General features: G+C 42.3%; 21 protein-coding genes. 13 read left to right on the top strand and 8 right to left on the bottom strand.

From position 1 onward, the window contains the following. Positions 1–233: 233 nt before the first annotated feature. From F824_RS0116700 to F824_RS0116675, 6 genes are all read left to right on the top strand, one after another. Positions 234–695, top strand: coding sequence for an Hsp20/alpha crystallin family protein (locus F824_RS0116700; protein ID WP_019599070.1), 462 nt, complete (start codon positions 234–236; stop codon positions 693–695). Between the two features lie 158 nt (positions 696–853). Further along, positions 854–1,510, top strand: coding sequence for an N-acetylmuramoyl-L-alanine amidase (locus tag F824_RS0116695; protein WP_019599069.1), 657 nt, complete (start codon positions 854–856; stop codon positions 1,508–1,510). Between the two features lie 6 nt (positions 1,511–1,516). Beyond that, positions 1,517–3,199, top strand: a complete 1,683-nt coding sequence (locus F824_RS0116690; protein ID WP_019599068.1) for a glycoside hydrolase family 10 protein — start codon at positions 1,517–1,519, stop codon at positions 3,197–3,199. Next, positions 3,196–3,702 carry a GNAT family N-acetyltransferase gene (locus tag F824_RS0116685; protein WP_236613206.1) on the top strand — a complete coding sequence of 169 codons (507 nt, stop codon included), beginning with the start codon at positions 3,196–3,198 and terminating at the stop codon, positions 3,700–3,702. The genes F824_RS0116690 and F824_RS0116685 overlap by 4 nt, the downstream gene beginning before the upstream one ends. Next, on the top strand, positions 3,699–4,979 hold the full coding sequence (locus F824_RS0116680) for an MFS transporter (protein WP_019599066.1): 1,281 nt from the start codon (positions 3,699–3,701) through the stop codon (positions 4,977–4,979). The genes F824_RS0116685 and F824_RS0116680 overlap by 4 nt, the downstream gene beginning before the upstream one ends. A gap of 113 nt (positions 4,980–5,092) precedes the next feature. Then, on the top strand, positions 5,093–6,676 hold the full coding sequence (locus F824_RS0116675) for a glycoside hydrolase family 3 protein (protein WP_019599065.1): 1,584 nt from the start codon (positions 5,093–5,095) through the stop codon (positions 6,674–6,676). 222 nt (positions 6,677–6,898) lie between these two features. On the opposite strand, the gene F824_RS0116670 is transcribed toward F824_RS0116675, so the two are convergent. From F824_RS0116670 to F824_RS0116660, 3 genes are all read right to left on the bottom strand, one after another. Continuing rightward, complete coding sequence (locus tag F824_RS0116670) at positions 6,899–7,501, bottom strand: DUF4136 domain-containing protein (protein ID WP_019599064.1); 603 nt, start codon at positions 7,499–7,501, stop codon at positions 6,899–6,901. A gap of 358 nt (positions 7,502–7,859) precedes the next feature. Beyond that, positions 7,860–8,933: a mannose-1-phosphate guanylyltransferase gene (locus F824_RS0116665; RefSeq protein WP_019599063.1), complete on the bottom strand. Its 1,074-nt coding sequence runs from the start codon at positions 8,931–8,933 to the stop codon at positions 7,860–7,862. Positions 8,934–8,942: 9 nt separating this feature from the next. Next, positions 8,943–9,911, bottom strand: a complete 969-nt coding sequence (locus tag F824_RS0116660; protein ID WP_019599062.1) for a KpsF/GutQ family sugar-phosphate isomerase — start codon at positions 9,909–9,911, stop codon at positions 8,943–8,945. A 102-nt stretch (positions 9,912–10,013) separates the two neighbouring features. Between F824_RS0116660 and recQ the strand changes: the two genes are divergently transcribed. The 4 genes from recQ to F824_RS0116635 all read left to right on the top strand — a co-directional run bounded on the left by recQ (position 10,014) and on the right by F824_RS0116635 (position 15,414). Next, positions 10,014–12,191 carry a DNA helicase RecQ gene (gene recQ / locus F824_RS0116655; protein ID WP_019599061.1) on the top strand — a complete coding sequence of 726 codons (2,178 nt, stop codon included), beginning with the start codon at positions 10,014–10,016 and terminating at the stop codon, positions 12,189–12,191. Between the two features lie 14 nt (positions 12,192–12,205). Then, complete coding sequence (purD, locus tag F824_RS0116650) at positions 12,206–13,504, top strand: phosphoribosylamine--glycine ligase (protein WP_019599060.1); 1,299 nt, start codon at positions 12,206–12,208, stop codon at positions 13,502–13,504. A gap of 145 nt (positions 13,505–13,649) precedes the next feature. Beyond that, positions 13,650–14,963 carry a PSP1 domain-containing protein gene (locus F824_RS0116640; RefSeq protein WP_033405393.1) on the top strand — a complete coding sequence of 438 codons (1,314 nt, stop codon included), beginning with the start codon at positions 13,650–13,652 and terminating at the stop codon, positions 14,961–14,963. Continuing rightward, positions 14,956–15,414 (top strand): gliding motility lipoprotein GldH, encoded by a 459-nt coding sequence (locus F824_RS0116635; RefSeq protein ID WP_026333767.1) that lies wholly within the window; start codon positions 14,956–14,958, stop codon positions 15,412–15,414. The genes F824_RS0116640 and F824_RS0116635 overlap by 8 nt, the downstream gene beginning before the upstream one ends. 322 nt (positions 15,415–15,736) lie before the next feature. On the opposite strand, the gene F824_RS0116625 is transcribed toward F824_RS0116635, so the two are convergent. Together F824_RS0116625 and F824_RS0116620 are read right to left on the bottom strand one after the other, a co-directional pair. Further along, on the bottom strand, positions 15,737–19,696 hold the full coding sequence (locus F824_RS0116625) for an AAA domain-containing protein (RefSeq protein ID WP_019599055.1): 3,960 nt from the start codon (positions 19,694–19,696) through the stop codon (positions 15,737–15,739). Positions 19,697–19,702: 6 nt separating this feature from the next. Continuing rightward, a complete protein-coding gene (locus F824_RS0116620) occupies positions 19,703–20,515 on the bottom strand; it encodes an SDR family oxidoreductase (RefSeq protein WP_019599054.1) in 813 nt (270 codons plus the stop codon). Between the two features lie 176 nt (positions 20,516–20,691). On the opposite strand from F824_RS0116620, the gene rlmD reads away from it, so the two are divergent. Next, positions 20,692–22,098 carry a 23S rRNA (uracil(1939)-C(5))-methyltransferase RlmD gene (rlmD, locus tag F824_RS0116615; protein WP_026333766.1) on the top strand — a complete coding sequence of 469 codons (1,407 nt, stop codon included), beginning with the start codon at positions 20,692–20,694 and terminating at the stop codon, positions 22,096–22,098. Further along, a complete protein-coding gene (locus F824_RS0116610) occupies positions 22,095–22,472 on the top strand; it encodes a hypothetical protein (protein WP_019599052.1) in 378 nt (125 codons plus the stop codon). Before rlmD ends, F824_RS0116610 begins: the two co-directional genes overlap by 4 nt. A 423-nt stretch (positions 22,473–22,895) precedes the next feature. On the opposite strand, the gene thiL is transcribed toward F824_RS0116610, so the two are convergent. Genes thiL through mce form a run of 3 tightly spaced genes read right to left on the bottom strand, consistent with a single transcriptional unit; the run spans position 22,896 to position 24,935 of the window. After that, entirely contained in the window at positions 22,896–23,924 is a 1,029-nt protein-coding gene (gene thiL / locus F824_RS0116595; protein WP_019599049.1) for a thiamine-phosphate kinase, read from the bottom strand. A gap of 11 nt (positions 23,925–23,935) precedes the next feature. Beyond that, positions 23,936–24,520 carry a hypothetical protein gene (locus F824_RS0116590; RefSeq protein ID WP_019599048.1) on the bottom strand — a complete coding sequence of 195 codons (585 nt, stop codon included), beginning with the start codon at positions 24,518–24,520 and terminating at the stop codon, positions 23,936–23,938. Between the two features lie 10 nt (positions 24,521–24,530). Then, positions 24,531–24,935, bottom strand: coding sequence for a methylmalonyl-CoA epimerase (gene mce, locus F824_RS0116585; protein ID WP_019599047.1), 405 nt, complete (start codon positions 24,933–24,935; stop codon positions 24,531–24,533). A gap of 90 nt (positions 24,936–25,025) precedes the next feature. On the opposite strand from mce, the gene F824_RS0116580 reads away from it, so the two are divergent. Then, complete coding sequence (locus F824_RS0116580) at positions 25,026–25,352, top strand: HesB/IscA family protein (protein ID WP_019599046.1); 327 nt, start codon at positions 25,026–25,028, stop codon at positions 25,350–25,352. The last annotated feature ends 88 nt before the right edge of the window (positions 25,353–25,440 follow it).

The raw sequence follows: 25,440 nt of genomic DNA, 5'->3' as shown, positions 1-25,440 counted from the left end.
TTTTGATCAATCTACGGCTTTTACTGGTTGATGGATTTTCGAGACTTTCCCCTTTTCCAATGATTGGAGAATTGCACTGTTTTCAATAGTGGATCATTGACAGAATCTTTCATTTTTTAATGAAATTGAGTTGAAAAAATAAATTCATTGATATAAATCATTCTTTATATTATTATATTTTATTATTTTTATATCAATTTAAAATCAATTAATAAACCTAAAACCAATTTATTATGACCACTTTAATAAAAAGAAGAAATGGGCCGTTTTCCAGCATTCTTCCTGAAGTATTCAATACCGAAAGATTGTTTGGGCCAAGTCTTATGGATTTGGAAAGGACCTTCTGGGATACCGAGAAAAATTTTGATGTCCCTTCTGCAAATGTCAGGGAAACTCCAAAAGAATTCATGGTTGACGTCTCCGCACCAGGATTCGACAAGAAGGATTTCAAAATAGAGTTTTCCGAAGGCATGCTGACCATCCATGCCGAAAAGGAGGAAAAAACTGAAGAAACCAAAAAGGATTACATGCACAAGGAATTTTCCTATTCCTCCATTCGGCGCACCTTCAGCCTTCCCGAAAACATCAAAGAGGATAAAATAGAAGCCAAATACACGAATGGAATTCTACATCTTGTCCTTCCCAAAAAGGAAGAAGGTAGAAATAAAATAACCAAGGAAATCAAGATAGGTTAGCATCCAAAGTTTTCCCAAACGCCGACTTGGAACTGTATTCCAAGTCGGTTTTTTTTTCTTCGCCAAACAATAGCGTTCATCCTAAAAAAATGAACTCGGTAAAGTTACAATGGCCGTGATTTGCTGAGTATATTTGGTAAATATTTAAACAGCCGCAAATGAAATTTTTAAAGGGTTTTCTTTACCTATTCTTCCCATTTTTTCTACTGAGCTGCAGTGCGCAGACCTTTAGGATTCTTGAAAAACCCATTCAATTCGATGAAGAAAGGGAACGATTGTCCCTAGAATACCTCAAAAACCGACATGGTATTGACAAAACACAAGCCACCATCGCTCCCACAATGGTCGTGGTCCATTGGACCGCGGTGAATACATTGGAAGCTACTTTTGACATCTTTAATCCCGTGAATTTGGGAGGGCGGCCAGAATTGACCACGGCGAGCAACCTGAATGTGTCTGCCCATTTTTTGGTGGACAGAGATGGTGCGATTTTCAGATTGTTGCCGGACACCACCTTTGCTAGACATACAATTGGCTTGAATTATACTGCCATCGGCATTGAAAATATTGGGGGGCCGGATGCTCCACTGACCAAGGCACAGCTCGAGGCCAATGCAGCATTGATAAGATACCTGAGCAAAAAACACGCGTTGACTTATTTGATCGGACACCATGAATACCAAGGTTTTCAGGGATCTGCTATCTGGAAGGAAACCGATCCCAATTACCTTACCCAGAAAGTGGATCCCGGACCAAAGTTCATGAAAAGACTGAGAAGAAAATTGGAAGACCTCAACTTGAAAAGCAATCCCTGAAACTGAATGACGCCATTATTTTTGTCCAAATCGATCGTGAACAACAACTTACTAAAAGCCCTTATTCTGGGATTTATTTTCCTTGTATTGGGCGCCTGTGCCTCAAAGCAACCCATTGTTAAGACCGGTGGAGCAACAGCCACCAAACCGATTCCTGTTCCTGCAAAAGAGCCTGCCCCCATTCCTTTGCCTTCTCTTCCTGAAATCCCAAAGAATAAGGGGATTTTCAAGGTTTGGGAAGTCGATATGGTTCCTAGCAAACGGGAATTTCGCGGGATATGGATCGCTACGGTCGGCAACATCGATTGGCCAAGCTCCTCAAGGGATCCTTTTTCGAAACAAAAAACCGATTTTATTAACTTGTTGGATTATTACCAAAAAATGAATTTCAATGCCGTAATCGTCCAAATAAGGACTTCCGGTGATGCTTTTTACCCTTCCCGTTTGGCGCCTTGGTCAAAATACCTGACTGGAAAAGAGGGCCAAAAGCCGCTTACCGATGAGGATCCGCTGGCCTGGATGATCTTGGAAGCACACAAAAGAGGAATGGAATTTCATGCCTGGTTCAATCCCTATCGCGCAACAGTGGACTTGGACCTCAAAAAACTCAGTCCAGAACACGATTATTTCAAGCACCCCGAGTGGATGATCAAATATTCGAACAAGTATTATTACAACCCAGGACTTCCCGCCGTACAGCAGCACCTGACAGAGGTGATACGAGAAGTGGTCCAAAATTACGATGTGGATGCCGTCCATTTCGATGATTATTTTTACCCTTACAAAGTGGACAAACTTGTGTTTGACGATTTGGTCTCCTATAAAAAACATGCCACAACCGGACAGAAACTGGAAGATTGGAGAAGGGAAAATGTGAATAAACTGATCAGCGCTGTTCACCAGGCCATCAAGTATGAAAAACCATGGGTCCAGTTTGGCGTAAGTCCATTTGGCGTTTGGAGAAACAATGACAAAGATCCCAATGGCTCCAAAACCAGGGCCACGTCCAATTTTGACGACCTCTATGCTGATCCAATCACTTGGATGAAAAATGGTTGGATTGATTATTTGATCCCACAGCTTTATTGGAGCATGGATTACAATCTGGCTTCCTACCGGGAGCTTGTCCAATGGTGGTCAAAAAATAATCACGCCACCAAAATCTATATCGGCAACAGCCCCTATAAAATTCGGGACAATGCAGACCAAGCCTGGAACGATCCCTTGGAAATCCCAAAACAAATTGACTTGACCAGAACCACCTCCAACATCTCTGGAAATGCTTATTTCAGTGCCAGATCGCTCTTTGTCATCAATAAAGATGTGGCCGAACACATCCGCATAAACCATTACAACAAACCCGCTTCACCTCCCCAATTCACGCCTAGAAACCGAATGCAACTAGAGGATCCCGAAACGCCCACCATCGTCCCGCACAAGGGTGGTTTTGCCCTGCAATACAACGCACGCATCAATGTTTCCTTCAGATATGCCCTCATTCATTCCGCCGCAAACCTCAAAACACTTTCTGAGAGATCGGCACTTATGGAAACAAAAAAAGTCTACCTTGGGTCGGACAACAGGACCTTGATCCCGCTGGAATCTGGGACAAACAAAAAATTTATTGCCATTAGCCTTGTCGATCATTTTGGCAGGGAAAGCACCCCTGCAGTATTTGAAATTTATTGAGTCTTCAAAACTCCCTGCCCAATATGCAAGACATGATCGTCCGATTGGTGGACCTTCCGGAAATCAGCAAAAATGAAAGTGCATTTGCACAGAAAAACATCCTTTTCAGAAGACCGATAGCTCCGGAAAAGTCCATGGTTCAGGACTGGGTTTTTGCAAATTTTGGTCAGTATTGGTCGAATGAGGTGGAAGTTGCTTTTTCCAACATGCCACCTACCTGTTTTATTGCTCAAAAAGAGGGTGAAATCTTGGGTTTCGCTTGCTATGAAACCAGCTCCAGGAATTTTTTTGGCCCCATGGGGACATCGGAATTCTTTAGAGGCCAAGGCATTGGGGAAGTGCTTTTGGTAAAAAGCCTTCTATCCATGAAAGAAATGGGCTATGCCTACGCCATCATCGGTGGAGTCGGACCAGCTGATTTTTATAAAAAGGCAGTTGGAGCGACTATAATAAAGGGTTCGGAAATCAGTATTTACCAACACCTCCTTCCCAAAAAATCATGAGTAAACCCATCAAAAACAATCCCTGGTATTGGGTTCCTCCACTTTACCTGACCGAAGGCATCCCCTATGTCCTGATCATCACGGTTTCTGTGATTATGTTCAAAAACTTGGGCGTGGACAATTCCGATATAGGCTTGTACACCAGTTTCCTATATCTCCCCTGGGTGATCAAACCCTTTTGGAGCCCCTTGGTAGACCTTTATGGCACCAAAAGGAAATGGTTTCTGGTCATGCAATTGATCCTTTCCATTACTTTTTTGGGTATTGGTTTGTCCTTGCCCACCAATTCTTTCTTTCTGCTCAGTTTGGCCTGTTTTTGGGTTGCCGCATTTGCTTCAGCGACCAATGACATTGCCTCGGATGGTTTTTATCTTTTGGCACTCAAAGAAGACCAGCAATCCTTTTTCATCGGCGTCCGCAGCACCTTTTACCGGGTTGCAATGGTCACTGGGCAGGGTTTGTTCGTGATTGTGGCAGGTTATCTCGAACAAAGCCTTGGCGACAATACGCAAGCTTGGTCCATTACAATGGTGATGGTGGCAATTTTGATGCTGGTATTGACAGTAGTTAATCTATTGACGACCCCTAAAGTTGAATCACAGAAAGAATATGTGAAAGAGGAGGCGCTCACCTTTGGCAAGGTGTTCCTGAGCTTCTTTCAAAAAAAACAAATCGGAATTGCCTTGGCCTTCATTTTAATGTACCGATTGGGAGAATCCCAGCTGGTTAAGATGGCGGCTCCATTTTTATTGGATGCCAGAGCGGAAGGAGGGCTCGCACTGACCACAAGTGAGGTGGGTTTGATTTACGGCACATTTGGCATCATCGCCCTTTCCGTTGGCGGCATCATCGGTGGCATCGTCATTTCCAGAGATGGATTGGGAAAATGGTTGCTCCCCATGATTTTAGCTCTAAACATCCCAAATTTCTTCTATTTTTTATTGGCCTATTGGCAACCCGAATCTGCCATCTTCCCGGCATTGATCGTGATTGTTGAGCAATTGGGGTACGGGTTTGGATTTGCTGCCTTTATGATGTACCTGATTTATATCGCAGAAGGAGTTTCCAAAACAGCCCATTACGCCATTGCCACAGGTTTTATGGCCCTTGGCATGATGCTTCCGGGAATGATCAGTGGTTTTGTCCAAGAATGGCTGGGCTATTCAGGCTTCTTTCTTTGGGTGGTCATCGCTGCTTTTCCGGGAATATTGCTGGTCAAGTTTGTCAAATTCCCCCAGGAATTTGGAAAGAAAAAACCAAGTCAGGCATCTTTGTAAAAAGATGCCTCCATGAATAAATCTGGATGCAGCGGTTAGAGAGACACTGTTTATCCTCTTATTTATTGAGGCTTTGCCATTTTAATTTTACCAACAACCCAACATATTGAGTGATGCCTTACACAAAACTGGAAAAAATCGGACAGCTTTTTTCACCCGCTGCATTTGTCCACGACAGCGAGGAGCATATTCAGGAAATGGAAAAACTGATTAGGGATTTTCATATTGGCGGCATCACATTTTTTCACAGCCGACAAAGTGCCGCAGCCAATTTCGAAAAAAGACAAGAGGTTCTCGATGTGGAAAACACCTACGAAAGAATGCTTGCATTGATTCACCGCTTTCAGAAAATTTCCAAAACCCCACTGTTGATCAGCATTGATGCGGAGTTTGGCTTGGCGATGCGCATCGAAAAAACGCCTCAATATCCTTATGCGATCTCTATGGGTGCCATTCCACAAACCGAAAAAAAGCTGGTATTCGAAACTGGCTTTAGGATTGGACAAGACCTCAAAAAATCAGGCATCCACATCAATTTCGCTCCTGTTGCAGACATCAATACCAATCCCGAAAACCCAGTGATCGGTTATCGGTCGTTTGGCCCTGACAAAGAAAAAGTGAGCGCATTTGCCTTGGCGATGTACCAAGGAATGGTTGCAGCTGGGATCTCGGCTTGCTACAAGCATTTTCCAGGTCATGGGGATACACATGTGGACTCGCATTTGGGTCTGCCAATTATCCCAAAATCGAAGAAACAGCTTTTGGAGGAAGAATTGTACCCTTTTGTAAAAGGCATTGAAGCCGGAGTAGAAATGATCATGGTGGGACATTTGGCTGCCCCAGCACTTACGGGTGGAGAAAACATCCCTGCTTCCATCAGCCATTACATCATCACCGGTTTGCTGAAGAATGAAATGGGATTTGAAGGAATCATCGTTTCCGATGCATTGAACATGAAAAGTGTTTCGGCTCTTTTCCCGATTCCCGGTCAGTTGGAGTGGGAAGCCTTCCATGCCGGAAATGATCTGCTTTGTTTCTCGGAAAACGTTCCGGAAGGTATACAATGGATTTCAGAGCGCAGCTCCCCAGAAAGATTGGAGGAAAGTTTTGGGAAGATCATAAAGCTCAAAAATAAATTGGGGATTGCAGAAAATACTCCCGTCCCCAAGCCTGAATTTGAATATGAAGAAATCAATTCCTTCAATATGACTCTGGCTCAAAACTACTTGACTGTACTGAAAAATCCAGAACCTTTGTCCGCATTGGAAAATGCCCAGAGGTCAAGCCAATTGGCAAAAGTAAGTCTGTTTTCCTCCAAGGAAAACGTTTTTTTCAATTCCATAGACCAAACCCTTTCGGGTGATTCCTTCAATGCAAATCAATTGGGATCGGATTGGACTTCCTCGCTGGAATCTTACAGCGAGATTTTGATTGCCATCTTTGTCCCTTCTGCCAAACCACTTAACCATTTCGGAATGGATACTGCCCAATTGGAGAAGTTGTCTGCATTGGCTGTTCAAAAAAACTGTCACCTCTATTTTTTCGGAAACCCTTTGGCAATCCGTAAAATAGAAAAACTGGAACATTTCAAAACAATCGTCTGTGCATTCCAAGGATTTGATGTTAGCCAAAAGGTAGCCGCAAAACAACTACTTGGAAAAATGAAAGCGATAGGGAAATTGCAGGGATCCTTTTAACCCGAATTCCAAGACTTGGAAAAAGTAACGTCATTTAGCTTACTTGAGATGGGTTTGATGGAACTATGCATTAGGGTTCCCAATTAAATTGGAACTAGTTGAAAATCAAATAGTTGGAAGAATGAATCGTCTAACCGATATTATGAACTCATAAACAGAGAACAAGATGCTGATTAAGTGATATTTATGGAACTGAATGGGATTGTTGTTGCATAACATGGGTTAAAATGACCTAGTCAAGACCCTAAATTGATCCATCACTCTGTATGTGGCACGCGTCAAGTCGGATTGAATGTCTGGAGATGTATAATCGAAAGGTGCAGCGGTGTATCCCTGCCAAACAGTATTTCCTTTTTTATTGTCGATCACAAAAATCACGAGCATACCAGCATTTTGGGTGTATTTGACGTTGTTGTAGTTTTCTTCTTTGGTCCTTTTGTCTGGATCCTTCTCCTCCTCTTCTTCTTCTCCCTCGGTTTTCTTTACGGTCTCAAAACCTTGTCGCTGCAGCCAGTTGTCAAAATTGGGTTGCTCATACCCCCTGTACTTCACCTCTTCGTAAAAAATCTTATAATTGACCAAAAGGTCTGGCTTTTCATCCTGAAACCTAAATCCCTGAGACCCCAATCTAGAACTGATGGTTCTTTCGATGGTTTTCAAAAATTGCGTGGAATCGGTGCTTGGATTTTCCACAAACCCGTAGGTTTTGTACCTTTTAAAACCAGCATTGTAGTTAAAATCATATTCAGCGACAAAATCCTTTTGGGTAAAGCAACCAGTAACTGAAACAACAAAGACAATTAAGATTATCGGGGAAATTTTCATATCCTGTCTCGATTAATTTGAAATGAAAGGCTTAAAACATTTTAAAATCATTTGTTGACTTTTGAAAAGCAGAAGGTGCAGTCAGCAAAATAAACAAGTAAGGGTGTATTTTGTTTTGACTATATGAATATACTAAACTGATCATCAAATAATTACAAAATATTAAAAAAAACCTTGAAAAATTTTAACCCTTAATTCTGCTTCTTATCGTGAGAATTTTGCTGTTTTTTGTTTTTTGCTCTTGACTAAATCCCAAGCCATTTATGGCTATAAAAAATCAAAGGACAAATGAAACTGGATTGCTAACTAAAGAAAAAAATCCACTTCAATTATAACACCCTTTTCATCACTTCATTCTTTAAACAAAGTCCTCCCCTTTTTCCTTCGCATCGCTGACAAATTCCCTGAATTTTTTTTCGGCATCCAGTTTACAGATGAGGATTACATTCTCGGTCTCATTGATCAAGTAATTGGACAAGCCTTGAACCACTACCAGTTTTTGGGGAGAGACCTTGATGTAACAATCCTTGGTATCGTAAAGCAGGGCATTTGCCTCCACCACATTGTTGTCGCTGTCTTTGTTTTGATTTTCATACAGACTCCTCCATGAGCCCAAATCCGACCAGCCAAAATCCCCTAAAATCACATAAACTTCATTCGATTTTTCCATGATTCCATAATCAATGGAAATGCTTTTGACTTGGGAATAGGCCTTTTTTAAAAATTCCTCTTCTTTTGGAGTATTGAAAAAAACTTCTCTTTCCTCAAATACCTCTGCCAATTCTGGCATGTATTGCTCAAATGCCTTGAGAATACTTTTGACTTTCCAAACAAACATGCCTGAATTCCAGACAAAATCCCCACTCTCCACAAAAGCTTTGGCAAGCTTAACATTGGGTTTTTCGGTAAAGGTCTTCACCTTTTTTTCCAAGCCATTGGGATTGTCGAGGTATTGAATGTATCCAAATCCAGTTTCGGGACGATTGGGTTGTATGCCTATGGTGATCAAATGGTCTTCAGTATCTGCTGCCTGAACCGCGGAATTGATTTTTTCCCTAAAGTTTTCTTCCTGAAGAATCAGCTGGTCCGAAGGCGTAACGATTATTTTGGCATCCGGGGATTTGAGGGCTATTTTGTAACTCGCATAGGCGACACATGTGGCTGTATTCCGCCGGAGGGGTTCCTTGAGGATTTGGTGTTCCGGCACATCCGGCAATTGTTCCCTGACCAGGTCATAGTATTTTTTATAAGTCACTACATAAAACTGGCTTTTATCCGAAATCTTCAAAAACCTGTCATAGGTCATCTGCAAGAGGGTTCGGCCTGTACCCAGGATGTCTAAAAATTGCTTTGGCCTTTTGTTTCTGCTATAAGGCCAAAAGCGAGAGCCTATACCTCCCGCCATGATTACAACATAGGGTTTATTGTTCATGTGCGTATTTTATACGATTCCTTCTCTCATCAAATCATGAATATGGACAAATCCGGCGATATTTTCACCATCTAAAGCCACCAATTGCGTAATATTAAACTCTTTCATCCTATTGAGTGCCCTTATTGCAAACTCATCTTTGGAAATTGTCTTGGGTTGTCGCGTCATGATGTCACTCGCTTTTACATTTTGGATGTCCGTACGCACTTGGAGCATTCTCCTCAAATCCCCATCGGTAATGACCCCCAAAAGTTGGTTTTCTTCGTTTACCACCGCAGTGGCACCCATCCTTTTTCCGCTAATTTCCACAATCACTTCGGAAAGCGAAGCATTTTCCTTGACGAGGGGAATCATGTTTTTTGGAATCACGTCTTCCACCGTCAGATAAAGTTGTTTTCCCAATGATCCTCCCGGATGGTATTTTGCAAAGTCTTCACTGGTAAAACCCCTCGCTTCCAACAGGCAAACCGCAAGTGCATCTCCAAGGGCCATGTGCGCCGTGGTGCTCGTGGTAGGCGCCAGGTTATTGGGGCAGGCCTCTGCTGCAATGGTCGCATTGAGAACAAAATCGGCATGCTCTGCAAGAAAACTCTCCATATTGCTAACAAGGGCGATCAATTTGGATCCGGATCTTTTCAGCAAGGGAACGAGGACTTTGATCTCAGGAGTATTCCCGCTTTTGGAGATACAAATGACAAAATCATCTTTTTGGATCATGCCCAGATCACCATGAATGGCATCGGCTGCATGCATGAAAATCGCCGGCGTTCCAGTCGAATTCATCGTGGCCACAATTTTATTGGCAATAATTGCACTCTTCCCGATTCCGGTGACCACCACCCTACCTGTGGATGCCAAAATGGCTTCCACACAGGCTTCAAATTCATCGTTTATAAAAAAAATAAGATTTTGGATGGCATCTGCCTCCGTTTGGAGAACTTTTATAGCACTTAATTTAATATTTTTCGTTACCTTCAAAATTACCGCGGTTAATCGTTAAATTTGTGTCAAAGGTAAATAAAGAATTCCTTTAATGTTAAGTGTTAACCCAAATGCGGAACATTAAACCGTCAATGTAAAGTGGATCAAACCGTAAAAGAGAATCTCAAGCAAATATTTGGTTTCAGTCAATTCAGAGGGAACCAAGAGCTTATTGTAGACAACATATTAAGTGGCAGGAATACTTTCGTCATCATGCCTACAGGTGCCGGAAAATCGCTTTGTTACCAGCTTCCGGCTGTAATCAAAGAAGGAACTGCAATCGTCATATCCCCCTTGATTGCTTTGATGAAAAACCAGGTGGACCAGATGAATGCCTTCAACATTGAAGCCCATTTTCTGAATTCAACCTTGAATAAATCAGAGACAACAAAGGTCAAAAAAGGCGTTTTGTCAGGAAAAACCAAGTTGCTTTATGTAGCTCCGGAGTCCCTCACCAAAGATGAAAATGTGAAATTCCTCAAAGAGGCCAACATCAGTTTTGTGGCCATCGATGAAGCACATTGTATTTCGGAGTGGGGTCATGACTTCAGGCCCGAATACCGCAGGATCAAATCGATCATTGCCCAAATCGGGGAAAACCTTCCTATCATCGCACTGACAGCCACTGCCACCCCAAAAGTGCAGCAGGATATTCAGCGAAACTTGCAAATGGAAGAGGCGGACCTCTTCAAATCGTCCTTTAATCGAACCAACCTTTACTACGAAGTGCGGCCAAAGATTAAAAACGAAACCAAAAAGCAAATCATCAAATACATCAAATCCCAAAAAGGGAAATCAGGCATTATTTATTGTCTGAGCAGAAAGAAAGTTGAGGAAATCGCTGAATTGCTGAAAGTAAACGGCATCAATGCCGCTCCCTACCATGCAGGTTTGGACGGTCACGTGCGTGTGAAAAACCAAGATGATTTTCTCAATGAAGAAGTGGATGTCATCGTGGCAACCATCGCCTTTGGAATGGGAATCGACAAGCCGGACGTAAGGTATGTGATCCATTATGATGTACCCAAATCCTTGGAGGGCTATTATCAGGAAACCGGAAGGGCTGGAAGAGATGGCCTTGAAGGACATTGTCTGATGTTCTATAAGTATGATGACATCGTCAAGTTGGAGAAATTCAACAAGGACAAGCCGGTCACCGAAAGGGAAAATGCAAGGGTTTTGCTTCAAGAGATGGCTGCTTACGCAGAAAGCTCGGTTTGCAGAAGAAAAGTATTGTTGCATTACTTCGGTGAGTTTTTGGCAGAGGATTGCGGCCAGTGTGACAACTGCAAAAAGCCCAAGGAAAAATTCGAGGGCATGGACTATTTGCTTCTCGCAATAGAAGCCGTCAAAGTCACCAATCAAAGGTTCAATCTTGAGCACCTTGTCAAAGTATTGCGTGGGGAAGGTAACGAGTACATGGCAAGCTATGAACACGATCAACTCCCAGTATTTGGAAAGGGCAAGGATCTGGATGAGAAAACCTGGAGAACCATCATTCGCCAAGGCATGATCATGGGCTTCCTTGAAAAGGACATAGAAAATTATGGAGTTGTGAAAATGGCTGCTTTGGGAGAATCTTTCTTGACCGATCCTTTCTCTGTACAGATCAGCAAAGACCACAATTTCGAGGAAATTGCCGAAAATGAAACTTTGGAAAATCTCTCCAACAGTGCGAAAGCCTATGACGAGAGACTATTTGAACTGCTGAAAGCAGAGCGAAAAAAGATGGCAAAGTCAAAAGGCTTGCCCCCATATATCATTTTTCAAGATCCTTCACTGGAAGAAATGGCGACAGTATATCCCACCACAAGGGAAGAACTGGCCCAGATCAATGGTGTGGGAATGGGGAAAGTGGTGAAGTTCGGACTTCCTTTTATCAAACTGATTGAAAATTATGTAGAGGAAAATGATATCCTAACCGCATCTGATGTCGTGGTAAAAACCTCCGGCACCAGGTCAAAAGTGAAGATCTCTATCATTCAGCAGGTGGACCGAAAGGTGAATTTGGACGAAATCGCCGAAAACCTCAACATCTCCATGTCTGAATTGCTCCACGAAATTGAACAAATCATTTACAGCGGCACCAAACTCAACATCAATTATTACATAGAAAACATCATGGATGAGGACAGAGAAGATATTCTCCAAGACTACTTCATGACTTCGCATACCGACAACATCAAAGCAGCACTTCTGGAGCTGGAAAGTCAGGACTTTGCCGAAGAGGAAATCCGTGTGTATCGTGTGAAATTTATTTCTGAGAACGCCAACTAAAAAGAAATTCTTAGATGAATATATTATTGTTAGGTAGTGGAGGAAGGGAACATGCCTTCGCTTGGAAAATAGTACAAAGTAAAAATTGTTCTCGTCTTTTTGTGGCTCCGGGAAATGCCGGAACAGCCGCCATAGCCACGAACGTTATCATTTCAGTCATTGATTTCGAAGCCATTTCCAATTTTGTATTGGATAATGACATCGCTTTGGTGGTGGTTGGTCCGGAAGAGCCTTTGGTAAGGGGTATTGTGGATTATTTTATTTCCAATCCCAAAATCTCCCATATACCAGTGATCGGACCCAGCCAGAAAGGCGCTTTGTTGGAAGGATCCAAGGATTATTCCAAAATGTTTATGCAGCGGCATGGGGTGCCGACTGCGGCGTATGGTACTTTTACCACCGAAAACATTGAAGAAGGTTTTGAATTTATCCAAAGCCAAGCCCTCCCGATTGTCCTGAAAGCCGACGGGTTGGCCGCCGGAAAAGGTGTTTTGATTTGCCTTTCCCACGAAGAAGCCATTCAATCTTTGAAGGAAATGTTGTTAGAAAGAAAGTTTGGAGAGGCATCCTCGAAGGTGGTCATCGAAGAATTCCTCGATGGAATCGAATTGTCGATTTTTGTGGCAACAGATGGTAAAAATTACAGGATTCTACCCGAAGCCAAGGATTATAAAAGAATAGGAGACGGAGACCTAGGCTTGAATACCGGTGGAATGGGAGCCGTCAGCCCAGTTCCTTTTGCAGATTCGGAATTTCTCCGAAAAGTAGAGGAAAGAATCGTTATCCCAACAGTCAAAGGCTTGGAAAAAGAACAAATCCCGTATGTGGGATTTTTGTTTATCGGATTGATGAATATAGACGGTGAACCCTTTGTCATCGAATACAATGTGAGGATGGGAGATCCCGAAACCCAAGCGGTCCTTCCCCGGATCAAAAGTGATTTTCTTGACTTATTGATTGCGATGGGCAATCAAAAACTCGATGAATACACCCTGGAAATCGAACCCTTCACCAGCACTACGGTGGTCATGGTCGCAGGAGGGTATCCAGGAGATTACGAAAAAGGAAACAAAATTGAGGGTTTGGACGGACATTTGACCGACAACAAATCCTTCATTTTTCATGCTGGAACTTCCTTGGAGGCCAATTCTGAAGTCCGCACCAACGGTGGTCGTGTTTTGTCCGTTACAGGCATAGGAGAAGATGTGGAAGAAGCACTCCAAAATGCCTACAAGGGCGCGAGAAAAATATCCTGGAAGGATGTTTTTTACCGAAAAGATATCGGACAGGATATCTTGAAATTAGTGAAATAAAGTTTCATCAATCAAATTAACAAGGAGATTTTGCTCCTTTTGGATATATATAAATATGGCAGGATGTACTAGCTGCTCTACCGACACGGGCTCCAGCGGGGGTTGCCAAAATAACGGCACGTGCGGGACAAGCGATTGTAATAAAATGAATGCTTTCGATTGGTTGTCCCACATGGGGATACCTGAAGTTGACAAATTTGATATCGTAGAGGTTAAATTCAAGGGTGGAAGAAAAGAATATTACAGAAATGTAGACCATATCCAACTGACCACCGGAGACCCAATTGTGGTGGATGTTCCCAGCGGCCATCACATTGGTTATGTCTCCCTTCAGGGAGAACTGGTAAGGCTTCAAATGCAAAAGAGAAAGATCAAAAACGACGACGATATCCTGAAAATCTATCGGGTCGCCAATCAAAAGGATCTTGAAAAATGGGAAGAGGCCAAAAACCGTGAGATCCCAACATTATACAGAACCAAGCAGATCATAGACGAATTCAAGCTTGAAATGAAACTCTCAGATGTAGAGTATCAGGCGGACAATTCGAAAGCTACTTTTTTTTACTCTGCCGAAAACCGTGTGGATTTCAGGGAATTGATCAAAACCCTTGCCGGAGATTTTAAAATCCGGGTTGAAATGAGACAAATCAGTCTACGCCAAGAAGCGGGTAGATTGGGTGGAATCGGAGTTTGTGGAAGAGAACTCTGTTGCTCCACATGGATCCATGATTTCAAAAGCGTGAGTACTTCAGCTGCACGGTATCAAAACCTTTCCCTGAATCCAAGCAAACTTTCCGGACAATGCGGCCGGCTTAAGTGCTGCCTCAATTATGAGCTGGACACCTACATGAATGCCTTGGAAGATATCCCAGCAGTGGAGAAACCTTTGCAAACAGAGACCGGAAATGCAAAACTGCAAAAAACAGACATTTTCAGGAAACTGATGTGGTTTAGCTATAACAATGACAACAACTGGCATTCGATCAGCTGTGAACGTGTCAAGGAAATCCAGGAACTCAATGCAAAAGGAATCATCCCGAGTGATTTGACGAATAACCTTGGCAATGAATCAGAGGAGAGGATTTCAAAATCCAATTTGGAGTTGGAAATGCTGGACAAAAAATTCAGCACGGTCAAGAAGAAGAAAAAGAAGAACAAACCAAGACCTGCCGGAGAAAACCTTTCCAATACAGGAGCTGTAAAATCTGAAAAGAACATCACAGCCGCTCCGGGAAGGGAAAAATCTCAGGACAACACCGGAAGAAACAGGAATCCACGCAGAAATCCTGAGCAAAAAAACAAGCCTCTCCCAAAAGAGGATCAGACAAAAAAGCCACTTCCAAGGGCCTCTGATGACAAACCAGCGAATGACAAGCCTAGGGAAAACAAACCCAGAAGGAAAAAATTCCCCCCAAGATCCAAAGGAAACGACCAGAATAAAGGAGAGAAAAATGACTAAGCTTTTTTTCAACTCCTGTTTATTGTTTCTTTTGTTCGGGCTGTTTTCCTGCGATCGAAGCCGGATTTTCGAGGAATATCGTGCCTTGGATTCGAAGACCTGGAATGTCCAAGACACAATCTCATTTGAGTTTCCCTATCCCATTGAGGATGGGGAAACCATTTTGGGGATCAGATACAACCAAGATTATGAATACCGAAATCTGTATGTGCGGTATTTCCTAAAAGACAGCTTGGGCAACAACATTGAAAATCAATTGCTGGAAATCCCTCTATTTGAAAGTACTTCCGGAAAACCGATCGGCAAAGGATATGGCAGTACTTTTACCAAATATGATACTATTCCTTTGGTCACTCAGGAAAAATTCCATTCCATCCAATTTCTACAATACATGCGGATCGATGATTTGGTCGGAATAGAGGCCGTTGGTGTCAAAAAGGTGAAGCGCTAATTGGAAATTGGATTCAACCCGTTTTATCCAGTATCAATTCAATCCCACCTCAAAATTGCCTTAAAATCAGTCAATTGTTTACTGTTTTGGACTTCAAAGTCTTGGCAACACACCTTATTCTCCAACTAGCCTGATTTTCTTGCAGTTTCAACACCCATTGGGAATCCTACTACATATTTCGGGCTCAATGAAAGGGATAAAAAAAATTACCCAAAACGACAACAGGATCGCTACCATTTCCCCTCCGAATCATCCATTTTATTATTGCAAAACCCAAGATCAATTGGATTTCTTTTCTTGAAAAAATACCGAGGAGGGACTTCTATTTTTCTTTCGTAGCCTTTGCAATCAGCTTGTTTCCCATCCAATATTGGCGGCTGAAATAAAACCGATAAGGCCATCCTTTTTCTTTGAGTTGGAGAGGGTGGAAAACAAAAGCCTCCTTTGACCCAGTCGCATTATAAAGTCTATAATCATCGGTGAGGATTGCCTCTTTGTAGTCCTCTTTTTTCTTGACTGTCAGGTCCATCCAAGTGGATTGCGGATATTTTTCGACGGTTTTTTTCCCATGAGCCCCTTCCAAAACATTTCTTAGGTACCAAGAGACTTCAAAACCTTGGCTTGTTTTTTCTTCAATCACCACAGGAATGCCTTTGGTGACTTCTTCGACAAAATGCAGATAATCGCGTAGCATTTTGATTCCCTCATTCAGGAGCTGTTTTGGCTTAAAATCACGTGAAGTAAGACTTGTAACCAAGGTGATTTTTTTTCTTGACCTGGTGATCGCTACGTTGAGCCGGTTTATCCCACTTTTTTTGGACAGCATGCCAAAATTCGCGATTAATTTCCCGGCTTTATTGCTGGCATAACCGACAGAAAAAATCACCCAATCGTATTCATCACCCTGTACATTTTCGATACTCTTCACTTCCAAATTCCGAAGGATAACATGCGGATCCTCTCCCACCATTTGGCGGATAAGTTCCATCTGAAAAAAATTGAACGTGATCACACCAATGGTATAATCCGGATATTCCGTTTGTATTCTTTTGATCAAAATAAGGACCTCGTCTGCTTCTGATGCATTGGTTTGGTTTTCCCAAATCCCCTCCACCTTTACCAATTCAAAAGGGATTTCTTTGCTATTGGCCAAGGCCAATTCAGGAAGCATCTGGAGCCGATTTTCATAGAAATGTTGGTTGGAAAAATGGATCAAAGGGAGTTGTGCACTCCGATAATGCCCTTGCAACCAAAATTTCTGAAAATAATTCGAGGCCAAATCCAGCAAGGATTCCGTTTCTACGGCTATACCCTCCTCATCGGATGCCAACCTCACTTGGTAAAGATCAAAGGGTTGTAATTGCTGAGAATCTCCGGCAATGACCACTTGCTTTCCCCTGAGCATGGCAGGAATACCTCTTTCGACAAAGCATTGTGAGGATTCATCAAAAATGATCAAGTCGAAAGATTGTTTCAGAGGAAACAATGCGGAAACAGTTTCAGGGGAGGCCAGCCAACAGGGCACCAACCTAAAAATCTCCTCCTCGAATTCCTCAACCAGCTTTTTGATTGTCCAGAGTTTTTTCTTTTTGCTCACCTGATGGAGCAAATCCCGATAGGTCACTAGATTATTCAGTCTGTTGTATTCTAGATTTTGAAAGGTTTTCTCCCTGAGCCTTAGCTCTGCGATAAATCGCGACAGTCTCCACTTTTCCTTTACGGCAGCCATCAATTCTTGCTGGATATTGACAGACTTGGCGGTGCTTACCTCCTTTAAAACTGGGTATTTGGATTCGATGTGCTCTATCCAACTCAATTGTAATCCAGTGGTAAAAGCTGATTTTAAACCATCAAAATCCCTGTCTGGATAACTGTCCAACAGTCTATTCATCACCGTCAAATCCACTGGCCTCAATCGATGAATCAGGCTGTCGAAAGCGACCAATTCGTCGAAGACAAAGGGCACCTGCTCCTTGAGTGAAACTATTCCATTCTGAATGTTTTGCGTGACAAGGTGCTGGATCTGGATCTTGCTGAGATAAAGACTCCAGTAATTCATTTGTTCCTCCAATTGGGTCACGTGGGAAAGAATTTCATTTATTGAATCCAAAGTCCTCTCACCATTATGGAAAAGCTTCAATAGGAATTTTCCGGAGGCCCCCATTTCACCTAAGGCCAAACATGCCTTTACCGCATCCAAAAGAGACGAGACAGAATGGTTAAAACCAATGAAATCGAAGGGCTTTGCAGGTAAATCAATCCAGGATTTTCCAGTCAACAGCGTATATTGATGGTTGAGATTCAATCGGTTTTCCAATTTCTCCACCAGTTTTTGCACACCTTGATCGCTTTTTTTCAAACCGTTTTTTTCCAAAAGTGCGAGGATGGGATCAAATCGATTTTTTTTCCATGGAAGATGAATGGAATGCCACCAGCCTTTTCCCTGATTGGAATATTGAATGGCCAATTGGGCAAAATGTTCTACCTCTTCATCTGGAGCATGCCATTCGACACCTTCTCCCGAAAGCAGTGATTTTACGGTTTCTATCTTTTGCTCCAGCCAGAGCAAATCGAATTCGGCGGAATCTAGGTCTTTGATAGAATCAAAGCTGGCCTTGGAATCGGACAAATGCAGCAAATGCTTCAATTCAAGCAGTTTACTTTTTTGCTCCAAAAAAGAAAAAAGGAAGGAAATATCAAAATCAGCCGCTTGTCCAAACGAGGAGTGGAATTGGTTTTTGCGTTCCTCCACCTCCATCAGCACTTCCTGAAGCCGCTTCGATGCGCTGCTGCCAAGACCACTGAAATCCACACGGTGCAGCCAAAAGGATTCAGGTTTTTGATACTCCCGATAGTATTCGGAATATTCCTTCAAATCCCTGAAAAAACCCTCAAGCTTATCCCATAAGAACTCACGGTAATATTGATTCATATCCAAACCTTCCTCCGAAAGCTTGGAAACCATGTACAATTCCTTGACGGGGATCCCACATTCTTCGGTATTGAAAAGCCCTTTTTTCAATTCATCGAAATAATCCACGTGGGAATCGATCAGTCTCGACAGTTTGATGAATTGACGCTCCAGTTGTATGGCATCAATTGTCCTGTTCAGATCCTGATACTTTTCCAAGGAATTGATCTGTTCTTGGATGTTTTTGAAAAGTTCTTTTTTGTCCGACCTAAAATCATGGACCAAGGAGAGAAAATCACCAAACCCCGCTTTTTCCAATCTTTTGTAAACCACATCCAATGCTGCCCTTTTTTGGGAAACCACGAGGACTTTTTTGCCCCTGGCAATATAATCAATGGCAAGATTGCTGATCAATTGGGACTTTCCCGTCCCTGGAGGTCCTTCCACGACGCAGGACTTCCCCATGCGTACCGCCTTCAAAACCTCCTCCTGACTTGCATCCAAGGGGAAAACCGGATACATCTGATCTTCCCTTGGCGAATTCATTTCTACTTCTTCTGGCGCAAACCATTTGAAAAACAAGTGCTCCAGATCCGGAAACTCCTCCCCTTGAAGCAGCTGTTCATAATCTTGGATCAAAAAGCTGGTTTTTTGTGAGTACTGACCCAAAACTGCAAAGGGCTTAAGCTTCAATTTACCAGTATCAAAATCGCTTTCATCTTGGCCTTTGGAAGAATCCGGAAAACTCAGGATTTTATCTTCAAAAAGTTCATGGGTAAAGTTGAGGGAAAGCTCATTTTCCAAATAGCGGTAAAGCTCGGTCCTGAAAGCAACCGAATCCTTGGAAAAATCCTCCAATGCATTTTCGGCCCCGTTTTTTTCAAAGGGTTTTCCATACGCTTGGGTGTATGCCAAAAGAAAAGCCTTGTTGAGAAAAGGAGGATTGCCCTCCTGCTTTTTAAGTTGCCACGAATTATTTTCCTTTACCAAATCCACCGGAAAGAGAATGAGAGGGCACCGGATGACTTGATCATTGATCAGCTTTCCTTCTACATAAGGCCAACCAACAAACAGGCTTTTTTCACCCGTTTCATTTTCTGCAAGCTGCACAAGATGTTGGATTCTATTGAGTCTTTGGGAAAGGAGATTGATATTTTTGTCCCGGGGATCGGATACCGGAATGAGGGGGATTAGGTTTTTTCGCTTGAGGAGCAATTCAATGTACTCAAAACTAGGGTGCTGATTAAGGAAATGAAATTCATTCAGGTCTATCATTTGGGAAGGAACCAACTTGGATAGGTAAACTGACCTGTTCCTACTGGAAAGGTCCACCAACCTATTGAGATATACCTGAAAGATGTCTTTGAGCATGCTGGATTATTTGAACGGGGAATCTTTCTCTTTGGCCATGTGCTTGTACACAATCCCGTCCATGATACCGGGTATCCATTTGTTCAGGAAAACAGCCATTCTCCCTTGTTGGGTCAACACCAAATCCCGCTTTCTTTTCAGGGTTGCCTTCAAAATCTCATGTGCCACTTCATCCGCAGTCATCAACTCCCCCTCTTCCCTTGGGGATTCTCCTTGTAAAGTCCCATCGGCTCTGAGTGCATTTTTACGGATATTCGAGGCCGTGAATCCAGGGCAGGCTACCAATACATGAACTCCTCTTTTCATTACCTCAGTTCTTAAGGATTCAAAAAATCCATTCATGGCAAATTTACTCGCCGTATAGGCTGTTCTTGCAGGTGTGCCGCGATAGCCATTGATGGAAGAGATCCCGATGATGGACCCTTTGTTTTTGAGGATTTCGGGCAAGCAAAATTTAGTGGCGTACACGGTACCCCAAAAATTGGTATCCATGACTTTCCTAAAAACCTCCAAGTCCAAGTCCTCAAAAAGAGAGCGCATCGAAATCCCAGCGTTATTGATCAAGATATCGATTTTTCCAAAACGCTGAATGGAGGCAAAAGCGATACTTTTATTGTCTTCTTCCGAGGCTGCGTCCGCTAGTATACCGAAAGCCTCAATCCCAGCTTGCTGCAATCTGACCAAGCTATTGTCCAGATTGATTTGACTGCGTCCGGTGATGACCACTTTTGCGCCTTCCTTACCAAAAGCCAAAGCGCAAGCCTCCCCTATGCCTGAGGTGGCGCCGGTCACGATTACAACTTTGTCCTTTAATTTCATTGGTATTTAATTTGGGTTTAAAGATAAAAATTTCAGATGGTCAATGGATGATTTTTCGGATTTCATTTCATCCTCCCAAAAACAATGGTCAGCAAAAAAAGAATGAAAATCCTTCACTGTCCTCGATAAACCAAAAAAAACTAAATCATCTTCATTTTTTCCTTAATTTTGCGCCCATGTCGAGAAAGATGAAGAATAAGGTCATACAAAACCTTAGGATAGAAAGAATAGCCTCTGAAGGCAAATGCGTTGGCCATTATGAGGAAAAAGTGGTTTTTGTCCAAAATGTAGCACCCGGAGACCTGGTTGACGTGAGAATTACCCGAGGCAAAAGCTCTTTTATGGAAGGTGAAGCCATTTTTTTCCATGAATATTCCAAAGACCGTGTCGAACCTTTTTGCCAACATTTTGGCACCTGTGGCGGATGCAAATGGCAGCATATCAATTACGATTTACAGAAAACGTATAAACGGCAGCAGGTAGTGGATCAATTCCAACGTATCGGAAAATTACCTATTCCGGAAGTCATGCCCATCATTGGATCTGCCAATACCCAATATTACCGCAACAAATTGGACTTCACTTTTTCCAACAACCGCTGGCTGACAAAAGAAGAAATCGCATCGGAGGCAACCTTCGAAAGAAGTGCTTTGGGATTTCATATCCCAAAAATGTTTGATAAAATCGTCGATATCGAACATTGCTATCTACAGGGAAATATCTCAAATGAAGTAAGAAATTCTCTTCGAAACTTTGCTCTTGAAAACCATCTTTCCTTTTACGATATCAGAAATCAGGTTGGTCTGCTCCGAAACCTGATCATCCGGAGCACCTCGACAGGCGAAAGTATGGTCATCGTGCAGTTTGGAGCCGATGATGCAGAAGGCATTGAAAAGGTAATGCAGCATTTGAACGGTGCTTTTCCACAAATCACCGCCTTGCTTTACATCATCAACCTGAAAAAAAACGAAACATTCAATGATCTTGATGTGGTTACTTTTTCGGGAAAAGATTATATTGAGGAAGAAATGGAGGGCTTGAAGTTTAGAATCGGTCCAAAATCTTTTTATCAAACCAATTCTGACCAAGCTTACGAACTTTATAAGGTCACAAGGGATTTTGCAGACCTTCAAGGAGATGAGGTCGTTTACGATCTTTATACCGGTACGGGAACCATCGCCAATTTTGTCGCGAAAAAAGCCAAGCAAGTCATCGGTATCGAATATGTGGAAGATGCCATTGCGGATGCCAAATTAAATGCAAAGGTAAACGGCTTGGACAATACGCTTTTTTATGCCGGAGACATGAAGGACATGCTCAATGAAGAATTCATTGCCAAACATGCTGCCCCTGATGTCATCATCACAGATCCTCCGAGAGTGGGAATGCATGAAGACGTAGTCAAAATGCTGCTTCAATTGGCCGCACCGAAAATCGTCTATGTAAGCTGTAACCCAGCTACTCAGGCGCGAGATGTAGCCTTGTTGGGCGAAAAATACCAAGTGGACAAAATTCAGCCTGTGGACATGTTTCCCCAGACTTATCATGTGGAAAATGTTGTACTTTTAACGCTAAAGCCATGATTTCAGACGCCAACGATCCCGAATTGAACGGGAAATACATCGGGACCATCACCAAGGATTTCATCAAGGTTTCGGACATCCTGAAAGAAGCCGCTTACCAGGTCCGCTCCAGAAAATTTTCGGAATTTCCTATTTTCCCCATGTCCAAGGAAGCCCAGCCGATTGGCCAGATGCTTTTGGGTAAGGAGGAAAAAAACCTGGATTGGAATTATTACATCACCTATCTGGATGAATTTATCCAAAGGAAACTGATCGCAGAAGACTTGATGGAAGAATTCCAAAAGGCCTATAAAGATCCCGATGAATTTTGCTGTCTTTTTGTGATGGACAATGATTTCACGAAATTTGTCTATATCCCTTATCCTGAAGATTGATTTGACACATTGATTGAAAACTGCTGGTTTTTGAGGACAATGGCTACTGCTGTTGCTAAAAAAAACAGCAGTTTTTTATTTGGCCAACCAAGAAAAAATCAACAGGATTATAATAGATGCAATGAAACACTTTTTGATATTGGGATCCTCCCAAAAGCCAATTTTCTCAGGTTCAACCCGTGTTATGCATTACCAATTCAACTTAACCCACTAATTGATCAATAATCAATTAGTGGGTTGCTTTTTTAACTTCACCATAAGGGGATTATACCATAATCTCCGAAAAGGCTGATTTTCTTGCAGTTTCAATCCCAATATGAAATCCAATGGATATTTCGGGTTGAACAATCAATTCAAAAAAATTTGATTGAGAGTCACCGTTAAAATCATTCATTTTTTAACGGTGACCTCTGAAAACACCAATCAAAAATGTTTCCAACCTTGAGCCTTTAACTGTGCGGTTGTCCCACTTTTGGTGACCAGATATTTCCCTTCCTCCGCATTGGTCACATGACCGATAAAATGGATGTCGGGATGTTTTTCAAGTTTTTCGTAGTCTTTTTGATCAATGGTAAACAGCAATTCGTAATCCTCTCCTCCATTCAATACACAGGTGATGGGATCAAGTCCCAATTCGACAGCGGTATCAAATGTCTGTTTGTCGATGGGAAGTTTGTCCTCATAAATGGTAACACCGACGCCAGAAGATTTGCAAATGTGAAAGAGTTCGGAGGCCAAGCCATCAGAAATATCAATCATACTGGAAGGGACGATTTCCAAATCCCGCATTTCATGGATGATGTCCATTCTTGCATCAGGTTTAAGCTGGCGACCTGTTACATAAGTAAAGTTCTCCAATTGGGGTTTCATGTCCGGATTGGCGATAAAAACCTGTTTCTCCCGCTCCAAAATCTGCAAGCCCACCAATGCTGCCCCGAGGTCACCCGTCACACAGACAATGTCATTGACTTTGGCACCTGAGCGGTAACTGATTTGTTCTTTTTTTGCTTCGCCAATGGCGGTGATGGAAATCACCAAACCAGAATGGGAAGCCGTGGTATCCCCACCGATTACATCCACTCCATAATGTTCGGCCGCGGCGTTAATTCCTGCATACAAAGCGTCCACTGCCTCCACCGAAAACCTGTTGGACAATGCAATACTGACCGTAATCTGCTTTGGGATGGCATTCATGGCTGCGACATCCGATACATTCACAGCAACGGCCTTGAATCCGACATGGTGCAATGGGGCGTAAGAAAGGTCAAAATGAACACCTTCCAGTAACAAATCCGTCGTCACTACCTTTACCGTTTCTCCGGAATCAATCACGGCAGCATCATCGCCAATTCCCTTGAGGGTAGATGCATTTTTGATTTTTATGCTTTCATTCAGATGATCGATAAGGGCAAACTCACCCAATTCACTGATTTCAGTTCTTTTTTCGGACATTTTTCTACTTTTTATTTCTTGCTTGGAAATGCAAAGATACTTCTAATTCCCAATTGCGTCATACCCTCCGAGTTTGTTGGGAAAAATGGATTGGCATTGAAGGTAGGGACGATCAATAAAGCATTCTTATCTCCCAACTTGAACTCCTTGCCAAAACCCAATGAGAATCCAAGACGAAAAAGTCCGAAAGATTCTCTACTTGCTTGGGATAAATTGGGTCCAAATTGCAATAAGAACCTATTGGGGAGATAAAGCCTGAAATTGGCAGGGATTATCCATTGATTCATGGAAGAGATATATGAAGGATTGGGTGTCCCAGGGGGAAAGTTTGGGGTTACTTTAAATTGATTGTTGGAATATACCAAGCCCGTCTCAAATTCCCATTTATTCGAAATGGGTTTTAGGAAAAGGAATCCGATGTCAAAAAAAAATTTTCCATCATAGCTCGGAGCCCCATCAGCGTAGCTTGGTATATAATAGGGGCTACCATAAGAAAACTGCAATCCAAACCTGCTTCCCCTATCCCCCTGAGCGTAGGAATGGTGGCAGGAAAAAAACAAAAAAATAAATACAGAAAAGATGTAAAGAATCTTCATAAGTTAAAAGCTAATTGTTCTTGTTTTGACACAACTCCACGAGCATGCCATTTGTGGACCGGGGATGCAAAAAAACGACTAATTTATTGTCAGCACCGTCTTTTGGGGTTTCATTCAGGATCTCGAAACCGGCGGCTTTCAGCCTCAAGACTTCAGCATGGATATCTTCCACATCAAAGGCTATGTGATGGATTCCTTCAGATTTTTTCTCAATGAATTTAGAGATTGGACTATCCTCTCGAGAAGCCTCCAAGAGTTCTATTTTGGTTTCCCCAACCTGAAAGAAGGAAGTATTGACTCCTTCGCCGGCAACTTCCTCTTCCTTATAATGTTCCGATCCCAATAATCTTTTGAATAGTGCATTGGAAGTTTTGAGATCTTTTACAGCTATTCCAATATGCTCGATTTTTCTCATTTTATTATTTTGTATATTTGTTACTGAATCTTTTCAAAAGTAAGGTTGTTTAATAAATCACTTGAGACGAGTCCATTAAATAATAAAGATATGATAATAGTTTCCGAAAAAGCAAAAGAAAGAATAATTGCATTGAGGCAAGAAGAGGGGCATAAGGAAAATGAAAATATACGGGTTTCTGTTAAAGGAGGTGGATGTTCGGGTCTTATGTATGATTTGGGCTTTGATTCCTCTTTGGTAGAAACGGATCATGTGTTTGAAGACAAAGGCGTGAAAATCATCGTAGACAGAAAAAGTCTGCTTTATCTGGCAGGAACTGTTTTGGAATTTTCTGATGGGCTGAACGGAAAAGGTTTTCAATTTGTGAATCCAAATGCCTCCAGAACATGTGGATGCGGAGAGAGTTTCTCTGTCTAGTCCAAAATAAATCGATCAAATGAAAACGGCAGAATCCTTAAAGGATTCTGCCGTTTTTTTTTCCTCCAGCGGATCAGAAAAGGGAGCC

The organism is Rhodonellum psychrophilum GCM71 = DSM 17998, assembly GCF_000381545.1.
GTDB lineage: Bacteria > Bacteroidota > Bacteroidia > Cytophagales > Cyclobacteriaceae > Rhodonellum > Rhodonellum psychrophilum.
This window is presented reverse-complemented; position numbering and strand designations above follow the sequence as displayed.

Coding starts and splice junctions, on each gene's coding strand:
- thiL (WP_019599049.1), bottom strand. CDS start 23,924: ATGTCCGAAAAAAGAACTGAAATCAGTGAATTGGGTGAGTTTGCCCTT.
- mce (WP_019599047.1), bottom strand. CDS start 24,935: ATGAGAAAAATCGAGCATATTGGAATAGCTGTAAAAGATCTCAAAACT.
- F824_RS0116680 (WP_019599066.1), top strand. CDS start 3,699: ATGAGTAAACCCATCAAAAACAATCCCTGGTATTGGGTTCCTCCACTT.
- F824_RS0116670 (WP_019599064.1), bottom strand. CDS start 7,501: ATGAAAATTTCCCCGATAATCTTAATTGTCTTTGTTGTTTCAGTTACT.
- F824_RS0116695 (WP_019599069.1), top strand. CDS start 854: ATGAAATTTTTAAAGGGTTTTCTTTACCTATTCTTCCCATTTTTTCTA.
- F824_RS0116610 (WP_019599052.1), top strand. CDS start 22,095: ATGATTTCAGACGCCAACGATCCCGAATTGAACGGGAAATACATCGGG.
- F824_RS0116620 (WP_019599054.1), bottom strand. CDS start 20,515: ATGAAATTAAAGGACAAAGTTGTAATCGTGACCGGCGCCACCTCAGGC.
- F824_RS0116590 (WP_019599048.1), bottom strand. CDS start 24,520: ATGAAGATTCTTTACATCTTTTCTGTATTTATTTTTTTGTTTTTTTCC.
- F824_RS0116635 (WP_026333767.1), top strand. CDS start 14,956: ATGACTAAGCTTTTTTTCAACTCCTGTTTATTGTTTCTTTTGTTCGGG.
- rlmD (WP_026333766.1), top strand. CDS start 20,692: ATGTCGAGAAAGATGAAGAATAAGGTCATACAAAACCTTAGGATAGAA.
- F824_RS0116675 (WP_019599065.1), top strand. CDS start 5,093: ATGCCTTACACAAAACTGGAAAAAATCGGACAGCTTTTTTCACCCGCT.
- F824_RS0116625 (WP_019599055.1), bottom strand. CDS start 19,696: ATGCTCAAAGACATCTTTCAGGTATATCTCAATAGGTTGGTGGACCTT.
- F824_RS0116640 (WP_033405393.1), top strand. CDS start 13,650: ATGAATGCTTTCGATTGGTTGTCCCACATGGGGATACCTGAAGTTGAC.
- F824_RS0116700 (WP_019599070.1), top strand. CDS start 234: ATGACCACTTTAATAAAAAGAAGAAATGGGCCGTTTTCCAGCATTCTT.
- F824_RS0116580 (WP_019599046.1), top strand. CDS start 25,026: ATGATAATAGTTTCCGAAAAAGCAAAAGAAAGAATAATTGCATTGAGG.
- F824_RS0116690 (WP_019599068.1), top strand. CDS start 1,517: ATGACGCCATTATTTTTGTCCAAATCGATCGTGAACAACAACTTACTA.
- purD (WP_019599060.1), top strand. CDS start 12,206: ATGAATATATTATTGTTAGGTAGTGGAGGAAGGGAACATGCCTTCGCT.
- F824_RS0116665 (WP_019599063.1), bottom strand. CDS start 8,933: ATGAACAATAAACCCTATGTTGTAATCATGGCGGGAGGTATAGGCTCT.